Genomic DNA, 15,178 nt, shown 5'->3' with positions numbered 1-15,178 from the left:
ATCCTGGTCGCTTAGAAGCTGGCACCGAAGCTCAGCGCAACGAAGTCACGGTCAATCTGGGTGTTGTAGTCGCCACCGAAGAAGTCGGTGTAGGACAGGTTGGCCGTGTAGGTGTTCTGGTACTCGGCTTCCACGGCCAGACTTATGCCCTTGCGACCTTCTTCGAAGTTGGCACCTGGACCCGGCGAGTAACCGTCGACGTCATGCGACCAAGCCACGCTCGGGCGCAGGTTCACACCAGCAAACACGTCCGGGTAATCCCAGATGGCGCGAGTGCGGTAGCCCCAGGAGCTGTGAGTGGTGAAGCCGTCATCGTTGCAGTCTTTAGTGGCGTTGCTGAAATCAGCATTGCCTTCGGCACCAGCAACGGTGACATTGTTCAGTGCTTCGCATGTGCCATTCGGCAGCTCACCTGGGCCGAAGATCGGATCACGGCCATAGCGCACGTCACTGGAGTGCTCCAGACCACCCACAAAGGTCGCCCCAATTTCGCCCACCAGAGTCAGACGGCTGGCGCCCATCACCTGATCCACGAAGTGGGTGAAGGTGGTTTGAATCTGGGTCACTTCTTTACGTTTGTAGCCGTGCTGAATAGCACCGGGGCTACCGGGAAGTACAGATGCATCCGCGAAGGGGTTACCGAACGCAGGGTCCGAACTCTCAATCGGGCGAACTGCTGAGTACAGGACGTCAGTAGTGTTGAGCGCCACTGGAGCATTGGGGCGATAACTGACTTCCCCGCTCCAGGCAGTACCTGTAGGCAGAGTGGTAGAGAAACTCAAACCATAAAGGCGAATATCCTCAGGGTATTCCATGAAATAACTAGAGTTACCTGCAATCGCAAGAGCGGCTGCCGGCCCAGCCAATCCCACAGCATTTAACCCAGGATTACCTAAAATCTGACCTGCGGCATCGTATGTTGCTTGATCAGGCGCCACGCCGCTAAGAATCGGTGCGCGACTGTGGTAGTTCATGGCGTAGGCGCCGAACTCGGTGTCCAGAGGCTCGTAGAAGTAACGGAATGCAAGCCCCCACTGACCATCATCACGAGCATCTTTATCGTCACTGCGGCGAACAAGATTGCCCTCAACGTTTGAGTCCAACGGATCGATACCATTGGCAGCCAGAATGCCACCAAGTGCGGCGAGTCGTGCCTGGTTATTAGTCAACAGACGCAGATTGTCATCGCAACCATCTGCCGCCACGTCCACCTGGGAGAAGAAGGTGCCGCAGTTGTCGACTACGGTCTGATCCCACTCCAGCTGATAGAAAGCTTCCATCGACAGGTTGTCGGTCAGGCTTTGCGACACGTAGAACATGTTGACCGGGATCAGGCCTTCCTTGATCTCGGCACCAGGACGACGGAATGCGGAAACGTCGACCGGGTTGATGGCATTGATACTGTTCTGGATGAAAGTACTTTCACCCCAGCTCACCACCTGCTTGCCCAGACGCACGGAGCCCGGCTGCTCGGCGATGGAGTAGTTGTGGTAGACGAAGGCGTCGAGGATTTCCGCACCGGATGCCTGGGCACCCTCTTTACGGTTGCTGTCGTCGATATCCTTGAACAGACGGCTCTCGTCCTTCAGTTCGAAGTCGTACCAGTACTTGCCACGGACGAACACGCCGGTGTCGCCGTACTTCAGCTCGAGGTCATGGATGCCCTTGAAGATCTTCGAGAAGGTTTCGCCCTTCTTGAAGTTCAGGCGACCGTCGTCGGTGGTCTGCGACAGGCCTTGGCCGCCGTTGTTGACACCGATCAGATCAGGATCGGCACTTTTTGTGGACCAGCTGGCACCCACGGAGAGAGAGGAGTCGAGCTGACCCTCGATCTCACCGATATTGAAGGTGACGCCGAATGCCGGGGCAGCCAGGGTTGAGGCGAGGCTGACTGCCAGAGGCAGTTTGGCCAGACGCCAGAACGGTTTAGTTGTTGTCATCGACGCTACTCCATGTGTTTTTTGTTATGGATGGTGCGGACTATAGCCAGTGGCCTCTTGAGCTTGATCCCCCGAAAGTGTGATTTCCGAGCCCAACCCCTCTAGACCGCTGAGTCACGAAACTCATACGAGCTCAAAGCACGCCATTGACAGCAATTTACAAGCCAAGCGTTTGCTCGGTTCTCGACAAAAGGCCGCGATTGGCGTGACAAGGCGCCTACAGCGTAGACAGGAATGCACTCCCCGCAGCCTGCCACTGGGCGATATCCAAGCGAATGCGTTTCTTATCCAGCTTACCCACGCTGGTCTTGGGAATATCGGTAACAAGTGCGATCTGACTGGGTATCGCCCACTTGTTGATGCTGCCCTGCTCGACGAAGGGTTTGAGATGCTCCTTCAACCCCCGCGCATCGAGGGTTTGACCCTCGCGAACGACCAGCAACGCAAATGGACGCTCCCCCCACTGCGGGTCGGCAATCCCCACAACTGCCACTTCACGCACGGCAGGATGGCGACTGATCAGATCCTCCAGCTCCAGCGAAGACAGCCATTCTCCACCGGTCTTGATCACATCCTTGATGCGATCGCGAATATCGATGAAACCGAAGTCATCCAGGGTCGCCACATCGCCGGTATGCAGCCAGCCGTGCTCCCACAGCTCAGCACTTTTCTGTGGCTCGTTGAAGTAGCCCATGGTCAGCCAGGGCGCACGCAGCACCAGCTCCCCCTGAGTCTCGCCATCGGCCGGCAGCAGACTCCCGTCCGCAGCCATGATGGCCGCTTCCACCAGCGGCACCGGGACACCCGCCTTGATCCGATAGCTGATGCGCTCGCTTTCGCTGCCCGCGAACAACTCGTCATTGATATGGCCACAGGAAATCAGCGGGCAGGTCTCGGACATGCCGTAGGCAGCCGTAAGCTGAATGCCGCGCGCCTTGGCTGCTTCGTAGAGGGCGCGATTCAGCGCGCTGCCGCCGATGATCACCTTCAGCCCACCGAAGTCATAGCCCTGAGCGCTGGGTGCATTGAGCATCATCTGCAGGATGGTCGGCACGCAATGTGAGAAGGTCACCTTCTCCTCGCGAATCAGCCGGCACAGCATGTCCGGCTCGTAGCGACCGGGATAAACCTGTTTGACGCCCAGCATGGTAGCCACGTAAGGAATGCCCCAGGCATGCACGTGGAACATCGGTGTGATCGGCATGTACACATCACTGGTACCGAGCAGGCGCACGCTATCCAGACTGCCCAACACACTGGCCTCGGCCAGGGTGTGCAGCACCAGTTGGCGATGGGTGAAGTACACGCCCTTGGGATTCCCCGTGGTACCGGTGGTGTAGAAGGTGGTGGCCACCGAGTTTTCGTCGAAATCCGGGAAGTCATATTTCGTGCTGGCAGCGGCCAGTAGGTTCTCGTACTCGCCCACCAGATTGGCGATGTCTGCGGTTTTTTCCGGCGCATCTGTCAGCAGAATGGTCTTGGCCACGGTGGTCAGCTGGCTTTCTATGCCCTTGTAGAGCGGCACGAACTCGCTGTTGACCAGGACGAACTTATCCTCGGCATGGTTCATGGTGTAGAGGATCTGATCGGCAGACAGACGGATGTTGATGGTATGCAGCACCGCGCCGATCATCGGAATGGCAAACATGCACTCCAGGTAGCGGTGGCTGTCCCAGTCCATCACCGCCACGGTATCGCCAGCCTTGACCCCGGCGTCGCTTAGCGCATTGGCCAGGCGCGCCACACGCTCATTGAAGGTGGCGTAGTTGTAGCGCACCAGATCGCGATAGACGATCTCGCGGGTCTTTTCATAGCGGACGCCGGAGAGCAGCAGACGCTTGATCAGCAGCGGCGCCTGGTTAGCACTTTCGGTTGGCGGGATGATCTTGGTCTGCAGCATGTCGGCACCTGATTTCTTGGAGTTGTTCTATGGCGCCCAATCTAGAGGGGCGCAACCCGTGCTAAATCAGCCCAAAGAATGATTTTCCCCATGACTCTTTGGCCACTTTTAGTCACGGAGTAGAATCGTCTCGAGTAAGTGGTATTAGGTTTTCCAACAAGAGGTAATACCGATGTCCGATATCGTCATCGTCAGCGGCGCCCGCACCCCCATGGGTGGCTTTCAGGGCAGCCTGTCCGGTGTGCCCGCCGTGGAGTTGGGCGCCATCGCCATCCGCGAAGCCGTGGCCCGTGCGGGCATCCAGCCCGCCGACGTGCAGGAAGTGATCATGGGCTGCGTGCTGCCCGCTGGCCTCAAGCAGGGCCCGGCCCGCCAGGCCTCGCTGGGTGCCGGCCTGCCTGCCGCCACCGGCTGCACCACTATCAACAAGCTGTGCGGCTCTGGTATGAAAGCCGTGATGCAGGCCTTCGACGCGCTCAAGGCCGGCAGCAACCAGATCATGGTCGCAGGTGGCATGGAAAGCATGTCCAATGCCCCCTACATCCTCGAGAAGGCCCGCACCGGCCTGCGCATGGGCCATGGCGAGATCAAGGACCACATGTTCCTCGACGGCCTGGAAGATGCCCGCACCGGCCGCCTGATGGGCTCCTTCGCCCAGGAAACCGCCAACAAGTACGGCATCAGCCGTGAAGAGATGGACGCCTACGCCATCGAGTCGCTAAAGCGCGCCCAGGCCGCCATCGCCGACGGCTCGCTGGCCAGCGAAATCGTCCCGGTCACCGTCACCAGCCGCAAGGGCGAAGTGCTGGTCAAGGACGACGAGCAGCCGCTCAACGCCAACTTGGAGAAGATCCCCGGCCTCAAGCCGGCGTTCAAGAAGGACGGCACCATCACCGCCGCCAACGCCAGCTCGATCTCCGACGGTGCCAGCGCCCTGGTGCTGATGACCGCTGAGGAAGCGGCCAAACGCGGCCTCAAGCCGCTGGCGAAGATCGTCGCTCACGCCACCCAGAGCCAGGACCCGAGCGAGTTCACCATCGCGCCGATCGGCGCCATGAGCAACCTGTTCAAGAAGTCCGGCTGGAGCAAGGCCGACGTCGATCTCTACGAGATCAACGAAGCCTTCGCCATGGTTACCATGCTGGCGATGCGCGAGCACGGCCTGGATCACGCCAAGGTCAACGTCTACGGCGGTGCCTGCGCCCAGGGCCACCCGGTCGGCTCGACTGGCTCGCGCCTGATCGTCACCCTGATCAACGCCCTGCAGAAGAAAGGCGGCAAGCGCGGCGTGGCCTCGCTGTGCATCGGCGGCGGCGAAGCCACTGCAGTGGCCATCGAACTGCTGTAACTAGTGCGCCAACGAAAAGCCCCGCCTAGGCGGGGCTTTTTTATGACATATGGCTTGAGAAGGTACACAGCACTTGTAGGAGCGAGCTCTGCTCGCGAATCAGGCCCGTAAAGCGCTTCGCGAGCAGAGCTCGCTCCTACAACGGCACCGCTCAGCGCAGCTCGGTAAAGGCCAGCTTAATGCCCAGACCAACCAGCACGGCGCCCATCATCCGGTCGAACCAGTGACCCATCCGCGCGAAACCTGCACGCACCCGCGCCTGACTGAACAACAGCGCGACCAGACAGAACCATAAGCCAGTAGCAAAGGCCAGGTAGACCCCATAACCCGCCTGCACGGTGAGCGGGGTATGCGGATTGATCACCACGGTAAACAGCGACAGGAAGAACAGCGTGGCCTTGGGATTCAGGCCATTGGTGACGAAGCCGGTCATGAACGCGCTGCGTGCCGAGCGCGCCAGCCCATCAGTCTGTACCTCCAGGGCACCCGCCGGCGCCGGGCGAGCGCGCAAGGCCTTGATGCCGATATAGAACAGGTAGGCCGCCGCCAGCCACTTCAGCGCGTTGAACAGCACGATCGACTGCGACACGATCAGCCCGATACCCAGCAGCGAATAGGCGACATGCACGAAGATGCCGGTGCCGACACCCACAGCGGTCCAGGTGCCGGCACGGCGGCCATGGGCCACGCTCTCGCGCACCACGATGGCAAAATCCGGCCCCGGGCTGGCCACGGCCAGCAGGTGGATCAGCGCCACAGTGAGGAACTCAGCCCAGTACATACAACCTCCAAATAGTGGGAAACATCCGTCCAGGCTGGCAACCTTACGCCAGCCCCCTTGCTGACGACAGGCACAGTTGATGAATAACAGCATCCGCGCGGTCTTCCTTGACCACGCCTCCCTCGATCTCGGCGATCTGGACATGACGCCACTGCGCCAGGGTTTCGCCGAGCTGACACTGCATGCCAGCAGCGCACCTGAGCAGGTGGCCGAACGCCTGCAAGGCGCCCAAGTGGCGATCAGCAACAAGGTGCCGCTGGATGCCGCCACCCTGGCCGCCTGCCCCGAACTCAAACTGATCCTGGTGTCCGCTACCGGCACCAACAATATCGACCTGGCGGCAGCCCGCGAACGGGGCATCGTGGTTGCCAACTGCCAGGGCTACGGCACGCCCTCGGTAGCGCAGCACTGCCTGATGCTGCTGCTCGCCCTGGCCACCCGCCTGCCGGACTACCAGCGCGCCATCCGCAACGGCGCCTGGCAGCGCGCCAGCCAGTTCTGCCTGCTGGACTTCCCGATCATCGAGCTGGAAGGCAAGACCCTCGGCCTGCTCGGCCACGGCGAACTGGGTGGCGCAGTGGCGCGCCTAGCCGAGGCCTTCGGCATGCGCGTACTGCTCGGCGCCCTACCCGGCCGGCCGCCACGCGCCGACCGCCTACCGCTGCACGAGCTGTTGCCGCAGGTCGATGCGCTGAGCCTGCACTGCCCGCTGACCGAAGACACGCGCCACCTGATCGGCGCCACCGAGCTGGCCCTGATGAAACCCCAAGCGCTGCTGATCAACACCGCCCGTGGCGGCCTGGTCGACGAACAGGCGCTGGCCGACGCCCTGCGCGCCGGCCATCTGGGCGGTGCAGCCTTCGATGTGCTCAGCGAGGAGCCGCCGCGCCATGGCAATCCGCTACTGGCGCCAGATATCCCGCGCCTGATCATCACCCCGCACAATGCCTGGGGCAGCCGCGAGGCGCGCCAGCGCATCGTCGGGCAACTGGCCGAGAACGCCACGGCGTTCTTTTCCGGCGCGCCCAAGCGAGTAGTCAGCGGGTAAACTACGCGCCTTTTTCAGCGGCCGGAGAACAGGAATGGACCCACGCAGCGAAGTACTCCTGCGCCAGGCAGAACTCTTCCAGGGCGACCTGCTGCTCGCCGGGCTGCCCGCCGATGATCTGCTCGGCCAGTTGCCGCACGCCCATGGCTGGAGCTGGCATGCCGGCGAGCAGCAGGTACTGGACGCACGCTTCGCCGGGCGCAGCCAGTTCGGCACTGGTGCACCGCAGCGCAGTTTCGACAGCGCCGTGCTGTTCCTGCCCAAATCACGCGAACTCACCGATTACCTGCTGCAGGCCCTGGCCGCCCGCCTGGGCGGACGCGAACTGTTTCTGGTCGGCGAGAAACGCGGCGGCATCGAGCGCGCCGCCAAGCAGCTGGCTGCCTACGGCAAGCCGCGCAAGCTGGACAGTGCCCGCCACTGCCAGCTGTGGCAGGTCAGCGTCACGCAAGCCCCCGCTGCTCCTGAGTTACACAGCCTGGCGCAACGCTATGAGCTGGAGCTGAGCGACGGCCCGCTGCAGGTGCTCAGCCTGCCCGGGGTGTTCAGCCACGGGCGCCTGGATCGCGGTAGCGCGCTGCTGCTGGAGCAGCTGGATGGCCTACCGAGCGGCCACCTGCTCGACTTCGGCTGCGGCGCCGGCGTACTCGGCGCGGTGCTCAAGCGCCGCTACCCGCAGAACCAGGTCAGCCTGCTGGATGTGGATGCCTTTGCCGTCGAAAGCAGCCGCCTGACCCTGGCCGCCAATGGCCTGGAGGGGACGGTGATTGCCGGCGATGGCATCGATGCGGCGCCCCAGGAACTGGCCGCCATCCTCAGCAACCCGCCCTTCCACCAGGGCGTGCACACCAACTACCAGGCCAGCGAACACCTGTTGCGCCAGGCGGCCAGCCACCTAGTGCGCGGCGGCGAGTTGCGCCTGGTGGCCAACAGCTTCCTCAAGTACCCACCGCTGATCGAGCAGCACCTGGGCAGCTGCCAGACGCTCAAGGACGCCGAAGGTTTTCGCATCTACCGCGCTATCCGTCGCTGACCGCGTAGGGCGGGTGCAACCCGCGGTGCTGCTGACGCGGGTTTCACCCGCCCTACTGATGACCGGTCGCCTTTGCGGGTTGCCCTACCCGGCCGAGTTGGGCAAAATGCCGCCCGTCCTAGGGGAGTAGTCTCCCGTGAGCGCCCGCTCACCCGGCATGCGTCAACACACTTGCTCCGCAGAGCATGGCGCATGCGACCCAAGGCCTTCACCGGCCGGGGTTTGACAAGACCTATGACACGCACACCTTACCCGGGGCGGGGAGGTCGTACGTGTCATAGCACAGTCAAACCCGCCCCTTAGGAACCGCCTGATGTTGGAATCCCTGTTCGTCCCTACCGCCATCGTTGCCCTCGCTGAAATCGGTGACAAGACGCAACTGCTCGCCTTGCTGCTGGCCGCGCGCTTTCGCAAACCCTGGCCGATCATCTGGGGCATTGTCGTCGCCACCCTGGCCAATCATGCCGCCGCAGGCGCCATCGGCAACTGGGTCGCCAGCTTCTTCTCGACCACCACCCTGAGCTGGATTCTGGCCGCCTGCTTTGCCGCCGTGGCCTTGTGGACGCTGATTCCGGACAAGCTCGACGATGACGAAGCCTCCAGCCTCAAGCGCTATGGCCCCTTCCTCACCACACTGGTGGCCTTCTTCCTCGCCGAGATGGGCGACAAGACGCAGATCGCCACCGTGATGCTGGCCGCGCAATACCCGGACTTCATCCTGGTGGTCATCGGCACCACCTTGGGCATGCTGCTGGCCAATGTGCCGGTCGTGCTGGCCGGCAACTTTGCCGCCGATCGTCTGCCGTTGACGCTCATTCGTCGCCTCGCCGCCCTGGCGTTTGCCGCCCTGGCCCTTTACGCAGCCGCTCAAGCGCTGGGCCTGGGCAGCGGCGCCTGAACAACGGCGCACCCGTGCTTTTTGCAGAGTTGATGACGGCATCCGCCAGACTGGTAATCTGTGCAGCAAGTTGCGCAGTTACCAACTCAGGCAAGGAGCAGTAGATGTCATTGGAAGAGATGAAGAAACGCGTTCGCCAGCATATCGACCTGTCTTGGAACAAGGGCCGCCTGGCCCTGGCCGAACAACTGCACAGCCAAGACTTTCTCTACAAGAGTTCGTTCATGGGCAAGCCGCTGAGCAGCAGCGGCTACGTGCAGATGGTGCAGGACATCCGCCATGCCATGCCGGATCTGGAAGTGGTGATCGAGGACTGCATCGCCGAGGGCTACAAGGTCGTCACCTGGAGCACCCTGATCGGCACCATCGAGAAACCAGCCCTGGGTTACCCGCCGAGCGACAAGGTCATGAGCATCTCCGCCATGGCCTTCTGGACCTTTACCCCGGCCGGCGATATCCGCGAGATCTGCACCATGTTCGACATGGAAAGCTTCCGCGCCCAGCTCGGTTTAGAAACCCGCCCGTTCGCGGAAAAGGCCCTGCCCTGATATGAAAACGGCGCCCTCGGGCGCCGCTGCTACTTCATTGCTTGCCCCTGGCCCGCTGATACAACGGCATGACCTTGGGGATGGCCGCCTGCAACGCGGAAATACGTGTGCTGGACGATGGGTGCGTACTCATGAACTCCGGTGGCGCGCCACCGCCGGCCTGACTCATCTTCTGCCACAGGCTGATCGCCGCATTCGGGTTGTAGCCGGCGCGCGCGGCCAGCTCCAGGCCGATGATGTCCGCCTCGTTCTCGTTACCACGACTGTTGGGCAAGGTCATGCCGTATTGCACGGCCGCATCGGCCAGCGCCAGGCTGTCCTGACCTAGCCCCAGCAAGGCCCCCGCGCCCTGTTTGGCCATTTCCATGCCATAAGCCTTGGACATCGCCTCGCGACTGTGTTCACGCAGCGCATGGGCAATCTCATGGCCCATCACCGCAGCGAGTTCATCGTCCGTAAGCTGCAACTGCTTGATCAGGCCGCTGTAGACGATGATCTTGCCGCCCGGCCCACAGTTGGCATTCAGCTCCTTGCTGTCGATCAGATTGACCTGCCAGTCCCACTGCGCCGCATCCGCACGAAACACCGGGGCCTGGGCGATCAGACGCCTGGCAATGGCATCGACACGCTTGGCATTCTTGCTGCGCTTATCCAACACACCCTGGTTCGATGCCTCGCTGAGGGTCTGCTGATAGGACTGCGCATACATCTGGTTGACCTCGGCGGTCGACAGCATGCTGAACATGTACTGCTTGCGCTCGACACCAACGGCGCCACCGCTGGTGGTATTCACGGCCTGGCAAGCCGTCAGCAGCGTGCAGAGCGCTAGCCCGGCCAGGCGAAAAGGGGTGTTCATAGCAGTCCTCCGTCAAAACAGGGCACGTATGCTAGGTCGGCCGCGATGACAGAACAACCCGCACTACTTGCACTATGACCCACGGCGTTCTTTGCTAGTTGCATGGCCCGCTAATGCTTTATTGCTCTGTGGCCGATAAACCAGGGACCGGTGCAACAACCAGACAGTTGTGGAGTCCCCATGCAATTCAAGTCGATCCAGTTTTCCGTCGTCACCCTGGCGGGAGCCAGCATTCTGGCTGTGGTCGTGGCACTGGTGCTGTATGCCCTGTTCGCCGGATCACGTACCCAGAGCCTGGTGCAGGAACGCACCCAGGCTCTGCTGGAGGAAGTGATCAATCAGCGCCTGGTTGCCCTGGCCGAAGCCCAGGTTGGCGACCTGCAGCGCCAGTTCGAAGCGCCGATGAACCTCGCCAAATCGCTGGCCACCCTCAACAGCCAGATGGGTGGCGGCGCGGATGGCGCACCTGCCATCAGTTTGAGCCGTGAAGAGCTCTCCGCACTGGTCGGTGTATATCTGGGCAAAAACCCCGAATTGATTGATCTCTATATTGGCTGGGAGCCCGATGCGTTTGATCAGGATGACGACCTGTATGCCGGACAGAAGGAAAACGGCTACGACGAAACCGGGCGTTTCATGCCTTGGTGGTACCGTGACGGCAACAATCTGAAGCTTGATCCGCTGACCGTAGCTCAGATGGAAAGCGAAAAAATACTGCCCACCGGGGTTCGTGAAGGTGAGTATTACCTGTGCCCGAAAGCCACCAAGCAACCCTGTGTAATCGACCCGGCCTCATTCGACTTCGGTGGCAAACAGGTACTGGTCGCCGCGTTCAACGCGCCCATCCTGGTCGACGGCCAGTTCAAGGGAGTCGTCGGCAATGACCTGGCCCTGGACTTCATTCAGGGTCTGCTGAACACCGCCAAAGGCGAGCTGTATGACGGCGCCGGCGAACTGGCGCTGATCGCCGCCAATGGCACCCTGATCGCCGCTACCAAAGACGCCAGCCTGATCGGCCAGCCCGCCAGCAAAGCCCTCGACAGCGAACTGCTCGACCGGCTCAAGCAGAGCAACAACGACCAGCCGATCAGCAACCTCGACGAGGAACATCAGCTGTTCGAACTGCTGCTGCCCTTTCAGGTTGCAGGCACTTCGACTCGCTGGACCCTGGCCATCGAGCTGCCGACCAGCGCGGTATTTGCCGACCTGAAAAAACTCCAGAGCGGCCTTGCCGAGCAAGCACAGGAAGACACCTTCGGCATGGCCCTGGTCGGCCTGTTGGTCGCCGGTGTCGGCCTGCTGGTGATCTGGTTCGTCGGCTACGGCATCGCCCAACCGCTGCGGCAAATGGTGCTGATGCTCGACGATATCGCCAAGGGTGATGGCGACCTGACCAAGCGCCTGCAGGTCGACCGGGTCGACGAACTCGGGCAGATCGCCAAAGGCTTCAACACCTTCCTCAACAAACTGCAGAACATGATCCGCGACGTGGTCACCTCGGTGCAGAAGGTCAGCGACTCCTCCGAACACACAGCCGACATCGCCATCCGCACCAACGAAGGCGTGCAGCGGCAAATGGCCGAGATCGACCAGGTCGCCACCGCCGTGCACGAGATGACCGCCACCGCCCAGGACGTGGCGCGCAATGCCACCCAGGCCGCCGAGGCCGCCAACCATGCCGACCGTTCGGCCAACGACGGCAAGAACATCGTGCAGAAAACCTCCAACGCGATTGCCTCGTTGGCCACCGAGATCGGCCGCGCCACCAGCGTGGTGCAGACCCTGGCCAAGGACAGCGAGAACATCAACGCCATTCTTACCGCCATTCGCGGCATCGCCGAGCAGACCAACCTGCTCGCCCTCAACGCCGCCATCGAGGCGGCACGGGCCGGCGAACAAGGCCGCGGTTTTGCCGTGGTCGCCGACGAGGTGCGCAACCTGGCGCAGAAGACCCAGCAGGCCACCGAAGAAATCCAGTCGATGATCCAGCAGCTGCAGCACGGCACCCGCGAAGTGGTCAGCGTCATGGAGCAGAGCCAGGCGCGCACCGACGACAGCGTGCAGCAGGCCGCCGCCGCCGCCCAGGCGCTGGAGTCGATCACCCAGGCGGTGTCGGTGATCAACGACATGAACACGCAGATCGCCAGTGCCGCCGAGGAGCAGAGCGCGGTGGCCGAAGACATCAACCGCAACGTCACCAATATCGGTCAGGTGGCAGGGGAAGTGGCTGGCGGCGCCGACGAAGCCAGCCAGGCCAGCGCCGAGCTGACCAAGCTGGCCGAGCAGCAACGCCGGCTGATCAATCAGTTCAGGGTGTAGCAGGCAATAGCGCGGTACCAAGCCGCGCGAGTCTTTGTAGGAGCGAGCTCTGCTCGCGAAGCTTGCGCGCTGCCAGGTTCGCGAGCAGAGCTCGCTCCTACAACGGCAGGCTCATACCTTGTGCGGCCAGCGCTGGCGCAGCCATTCCAGGTCTTCCGGGCGGGTGATCTTCAGGTTATCCGCCCGCCCCTCGATCAGGCGTGGGGCCAAGCCCGCCCACTCCAGCGCCGACGCCTCGTCTGTCACCGCCACGCCCGCGACCAGGGCGTCGGCCAGGGCACGATGCAACGCGGCGAAATGGAACATCTGTGGCGTGTAGGCCTGCCAGATCACGCTGCGATCCACCGTCTCCTGCACCCGACCATCCGCACCGGCGCGCTTGAGGGTGTCGCGTGCCGGCACGGCGAGCAGGCCGCCAACCGGGTCATCGGCCAGCTCAGCCAGCAGCAGATCGAGGTCAGCGCGCGCCAAGTTGGGCCGCGCCGCATCATGCACCAGCACCCAGTCGCCTTCCTGCGCACCCAGCTCGCGCAGGTGCAGCAGGCCATTGAGCACCGAGTCGGCCCGTTCGCCGCCGCCATCGACCCGCTGGATGCGTGGATCACTGGCTCCGGGCAGTACTGGCCAAAAGGGATCGTCCGCCGCCAGGCAGAGCACCAGGCCCTTGAGCTGCGGATGATCGAGAAAACAATCGAGGGTGTGTTCGAGAATGCTGCGTCCGGCCAACTGCAGGTACTGCTTGGGGCGGTCTGCACGCATGCGCGAACCGATGCCGGCAGCGGGAATTACCACCCAGAATGGTGGCAAGGCGGCAGCGGTCATTCGGCCAGCTGATAGAGGGTCTCGCCCTCTTTGACCATGCCCAGTTCGTGGCGCGCCCGCTCCTCGACGGTCTCGGTGCCCTGTTTGAGCTCCATGACCTCGGCTTCGAGAATCTGGTTGCGCTCCAGCAGGCGCTCGTTCTCGCCTTGCTGTTCGGCGATCTGGCGCTTCAGCTCGGTGACCTGGGCCAGGCTGCCATCGCCCACCCACAGGCGATACTGCAGGCCGGACAGCACCAGCAGCAGAGCGAGGAACAACCAGTAAGGAGCTTTAGCCATCGAACTCAGAATCCATAAGCAAAGGGCAGCTTGCGCTGCCCTTTTACCATTTCTAGCCCAGCTACTGAAAACGTCGCGAGCGACGATCAGACCGAGCGCAGCAGTTTTCAGCCGCGGAACTCGGCGCGGCCTTTATAAGGAGCCTTGCCGCCCAACTGCTCTTCGATACGCAGCAGCTGGTTGTACTTGGACACGCGATCCGAACGGCACAGGGAGCCAGTCTTGATCTGGCCGGCAGCAGTACCTACCGCCAGGTCGGCGATGGTGCTGTCCTCGGTTTCACCGGAACGGTGCGAGATCACCGCGGTGTAGCCGGCGGCCTTGGCCATCTGGATGGCTTCCAGGGTTTCGGTCAGCGAGCCGATCTGGTTGAACTTGATCAGGATCGAGTTGCCGATGGATTCGTCGATGCCGCGCTTGAGGATCTTGGTGTTGGTGACGAACAGATCGTCGCCAACCAGCTGGACTTTCTCGCCGATCTTGTCGGTCAGCACTTTCCAGCCAGCCCAGTCGGACTCGTCCATGCCGTCTTCAATGGAGATGATCGGGTAGCGCTGGGTCAGGCCGGCCAGGTAGTCGGCGAAACCTTCGGCGCTGAATACCTTGCCTTCGCCGGCCAGGTCGTACTTGCCGTCTTCGAAGAACTCGGAGGAAGCGCAGTCCAGGGCCAGGGTCACGTCAGTGCCCAGTTTGTAGCCGGCATTGGCCACGGCTTCGGCGATGGCCGCCAGGGCGTCTTCGTTGGAAGCCAGGTTCGGCGCGAAACCGCCTTCGTCACCGACGGAAGTGCTCAGGCCACGGGCCTTGAGCACGGCTTTCAGGTGATGGAAGATCTCGGTGCCCATGCGCAGCGCATCGGAGAAGGTCTTGGCGCCAACCGGCTGAACCATGAACTCCTGAATGTCGACGTTGTTATCGGCGTGCTCGCCACCGTTGATGATGTTCATCATCGGCACCGGCATGGAATAAACGCCCGGGGTGCCGTTGAGGTCGGCGATGTGCGCGTACAGCGGCACGCCCTTGGCCTGCGCGGCAGCCTTGGCGGCGGCCAGGGATACGGCGAGGATGGCGTTGGCGCCCAGCTTGCCTTTGTTCTCGGTGCCGTCCAGATCGATCATGGCCAGGTCGAGGGCTTTCTGCTCGCGGGCATCTTTACCCAGCAGCAAGTCACGGATCGGGCCATTGATGTTGGCTACGGCCTTCAGCACGCCCTTGCCCAGGTAACGGCTCTTGTCGCCATCACGCAGTTCCAGCGCTTCGCGCGAACCGGTGGAAGCACCGGACGGCGCACAGGCGCTGCCGATGATGCCGTTGTCGAGGATTACATCGGCTTCTACAGTGGGGTTGCCACGGGAGTCGAGAACCTCACGGCCCTTGATGTCGACGATCTTTGCCATTCTTGCTAGC

The 15,178-nt window shown here is 62.3% G+C and carries 13 protein-coding genes and 1 riboswitch; of the genes, 6 read left to right on the top strand and 7 right to left on the bottom strand.

All coding sequences use genetic code 11. The features are described from left to right. Positions 1 to 11: 11 nt before the first annotated feature. Entirely contained in the window at positions 12 to 1,940 is a 1,929-nt protein-coding gene (locus HNE05_RS05790) for a DUF1302 domain-containing protein (RefSeq protein WP_173204235.1), read from the bottom strand. Positions 1,941 to 2,157: 217 nt separating this feature from the next. Beyond that, positions 2,158 to 3,840: a fatty acid--CoA ligase gene (locus HNE05_RS05785; protein WP_173204233.1), complete on the bottom strand. Its 1,683-nt coding sequence runs from the start codon at positions 3,838 to 3,840 to the stop codon at positions 2,158 to 2,160. Positions 3,841 to 4,012: 172 nt separating this feature from the next. Between HNE05_RS05785 and HNE05_RS05780 the strand changes: the two genes are divergently transcribed. After that, positions 4,013 to 5,188, top strand: a complete 1,176-nt coding sequence (locus HNE05_RS05780; RefSeq protein WP_173204231.1) for a thiolase family protein — start codon at positions 4,013 to 4,015, stop codon at positions 5,186 to 5,188. A 151-nt stretch (positions 5,189 to 5,339) separates the two neighbouring features. On the opposite strand, the gene HNE05_RS05775 is transcribed toward HNE05_RS05780, so the two are convergent. After that, complete coding sequence (locus tag HNE05_RS05775) at positions 5,340 to 5,969, bottom strand: LysE family transporter (RefSeq protein WP_173204229.1); 630 nt, start codon at positions 5,967 to 5,969, stop codon at positions 5,340 to 5,342. 79 nt (positions 5,970 to 6,048) lie between these two features. On the opposite strand from HNE05_RS05775, the gene HNE05_RS05770 reads away from it, so the two are divergent. The 4 genes from HNE05_RS05770 (at position 6,049) to HNE05_RS05755 (ending at position 9,496) form a co-directional block, all read left to right on the top strand. Next, complete coding sequence (locus HNE05_RS05770; RefSeq protein WP_173204227.1) at positions 6,049 to 7,017, top strand: 2-hydroxyacid dehydrogenase; 969 nt, start codon at positions 6,049 to 6,051, stop codon at positions 7,015 to 7,017. 34 nt (positions 7,018 to 7,051) lie between these two features. Continuing rightward, on the top strand, positions 7,052 to 8,050 hold the full coding sequence (locus HNE05_RS05765) for a class I SAM-dependent methyltransferase (protein WP_173204225.1): 999 nt from the start codon (positions 7,052 to 7,054) through the stop codon (positions 8,048 to 8,050). 109 nt (positions 8,051 to 8,159) lie between these two features. Beyond that, a riboswitch (yybP-ykoY riboswitch) is annotated at positions 8,160 to 8,274 on the top strand. Positions 8,275 to 8,363: 89 nt separating this feature from the next. Further along, positions 8,364 to 8,948: a TMEM165/GDT1 family protein gene (locus tag HNE05_RS05760; RefSeq protein ID WP_420826989.1), complete on the top strand. Its 585-nt coding sequence runs from the start codon at positions 8,364 to 8,366 to the stop codon at positions 8,946 to 8,948. 104 nt (positions 8,949 to 9,052) lie between these two features. Continuing rightward, the gene (locus HNE05_RS05755; protein WP_173204223.1) at positions 9,053 to 9,496 is read left to right on the top strand and encodes an ester cyclase; all 444 of its coding nucleotides are present in this window, start codon (positions 9,053 to 9,055) and stop codon (positions 9,494 to 9,496) included. A gap of 34 nt (positions 9,497 to 9,530) precedes the next feature. On the opposite strand, the gene HNE05_RS05750 is transcribed toward HNE05_RS05755, so the two are convergent. Beyond that, positions 9,531 to 10,352 (bottom strand): M48 family metallopeptidase, encoded by an 822-nt coding sequence (locus HNE05_RS05750; protein ID WP_173204221.1) that lies wholly within the window; start codon positions 10,350 to 10,352, stop codon positions 9,531 to 9,533. 180 nt (positions 10,353 to 10,532) lie between these two features. On the opposite strand from HNE05_RS05750, the gene HNE05_RS05745 reads away from it, so the two are divergent. After that, positions 10,533 to 12,671, top strand: a complete 2,139-nt coding sequence (locus HNE05_RS05745; protein ID WP_173204219.1) for a methyl-accepting chemotaxis protein — start codon at positions 10,533 to 10,535, stop codon at positions 12,669 to 12,671. A 111-nt stretch (positions 12,672 to 12,782) separates the two neighbouring features. Here the strand turns inward: HNE05_RS05745 and ispD are convergent, their stop codons facing one another. The 3 genes from ispD to eno all read right to left on the bottom strand — a co-directional run bounded on the left by ispD (position 12,783) and on the right by eno (position 15,168). Continuing rightward, the gene (ispD, locus tag HNE05_RS05740) at positions 12,783 to 13,493 is read right to left on the bottom strand and encodes a 2-C-methyl-D-erythritol 4-phosphate cytidylyltransferase (protein WP_173204218.1); all 711 of its coding nucleotides are present in this window, start codon (positions 13,491 to 13,493) and stop codon (positions 12,783 to 12,785) included. Beyond that, a complete protein-coding gene (gene ftsB, locus HNE05_RS05735) occupies positions 13,490 to 13,771 on the bottom strand; it encodes a cell division protein FtsB (protein ID WP_173204216.1) in 282 nt (93 codons plus the stop codon). Before ftsB ends, ispD begins: the two co-directional genes overlap by 4 nt. Positions 13,772 to 13,878: 107 nt before the next feature. Next, the gene (eno, locus tag HNE05_RS05730; RefSeq protein WP_173204213.1) at positions 13,879 to 15,168 is read right to left on the bottom strand and encodes a phosphopyruvate hydratase; all 1,290 of its coding nucleotides are present in this window, start codon (positions 15,166 to 15,168) and stop codon (positions 13,879 to 13,881) included. Positions 15,169 to 15,178 lie beyond the last annotated feature (10 nt).

The sequence above is a fragment of the Pseudomonas campi genome (assembly GCF_013200955.2).
GTDB classification, from domain to species: Bacteria; Pseudomonadota; Gammaproteobacteria; order Pseudomonadales; family Pseudomonadaceae; genus Aquipseudomonas; species Aquipseudomonas campi.
Note: the sequence above shows the minus strand (reverse complement) of the source record. Positions and strands in the feature narration are given on the sequence as shown.

Bases quoted from the DNA above. Each gene is read 5' to 3' on its own strand.
- HNE05_RS05790 (WP_173204235.1), bottom strand. From the start codon at position 1,940: ATGACAACAACTAAACCGTTCTGGCGTCTGGCCAAACTGCCTCTGGCA.
- HNE05_RS05785 (WP_173204233.1), bottom strand. From the start codon at position 3,840: ATGCTGCAGACCAAGATCATCCCGCCAACCGAAAGTGCTAACCAGGCG.
- HNE05_RS05780 (WP_173204231.1), top strand. From the start codon at position 4,013: ATGTCCGATATCGTCATCGTCAGCGGCGCCCGCACCCCCATGGGTGGC.
- HNE05_RS05775 (WP_173204229.1), bottom strand. From the start codon at position 5,969: ATGTACTGGGCTGAGTTCCTCACTGTGGCGCTGATCCACCTGCTGGCC.
- HNE05_RS05770 (WP_173204227.1), top strand. From the start codon at position 6,049: ATGAATAACAGCATCCGCGCGGTCTTCCTTGACCACGCCTCCCTCGAT.
- HNE05_RS05765 (WP_173204225.1), top strand. From the start codon at position 7,052: ATGGACCCACGCAGCGAAGTACTCCTGCGCCAGGCAGAACTCTTCCAG.
- HNE05_RS05760 (WP_420826989.1), top strand. From the start codon at position 8,364: ATGTTGGAATCCCTGTTCGTCCCTACCGCCATCGTTGCCCTCGCTGAA.
- HNE05_RS05755 (WP_173204223.1), top strand. From the start codon at position 9,053: ATGTCATTGGAAGAGATGAAGAAACGCGTTCGCCAGCATATCGACCTG.
- HNE05_RS05750 (WP_173204221.1), bottom strand. From the start codon at position 10,352: ATGAACACCCCTTTTCGCCTGGCCGGGCTAGCGCTCTGCACGCTGCTG.
- HNE05_RS05745 (WP_173204219.1), top strand. From the start codon at position 10,533: ATGCAATTCAAGTCGATCCAGTTTTCCGTCGTCACCCTGGCGGGAGCC.
- ispD (WP_173204218.1), bottom strand. From the start codon at position 13,493: ATGACCGCTGCCGCCTTGCCACCATTCTGGGTGGTAATTCCCGCTGCC.
- ftsB (WP_173204216.1), bottom strand. From the start codon at position 13,771: ATGGCTAAAGCTCCTTACTGGTTGTTCCTCGCTCTGCTGCTGGTGCTG.
- eno (WP_173204213.1), bottom strand. From the start codon at position 15,168: ATGGCAAAGATCGTCGACATCAAGGGCCGTGAGGTTCTCGACTCCCGT.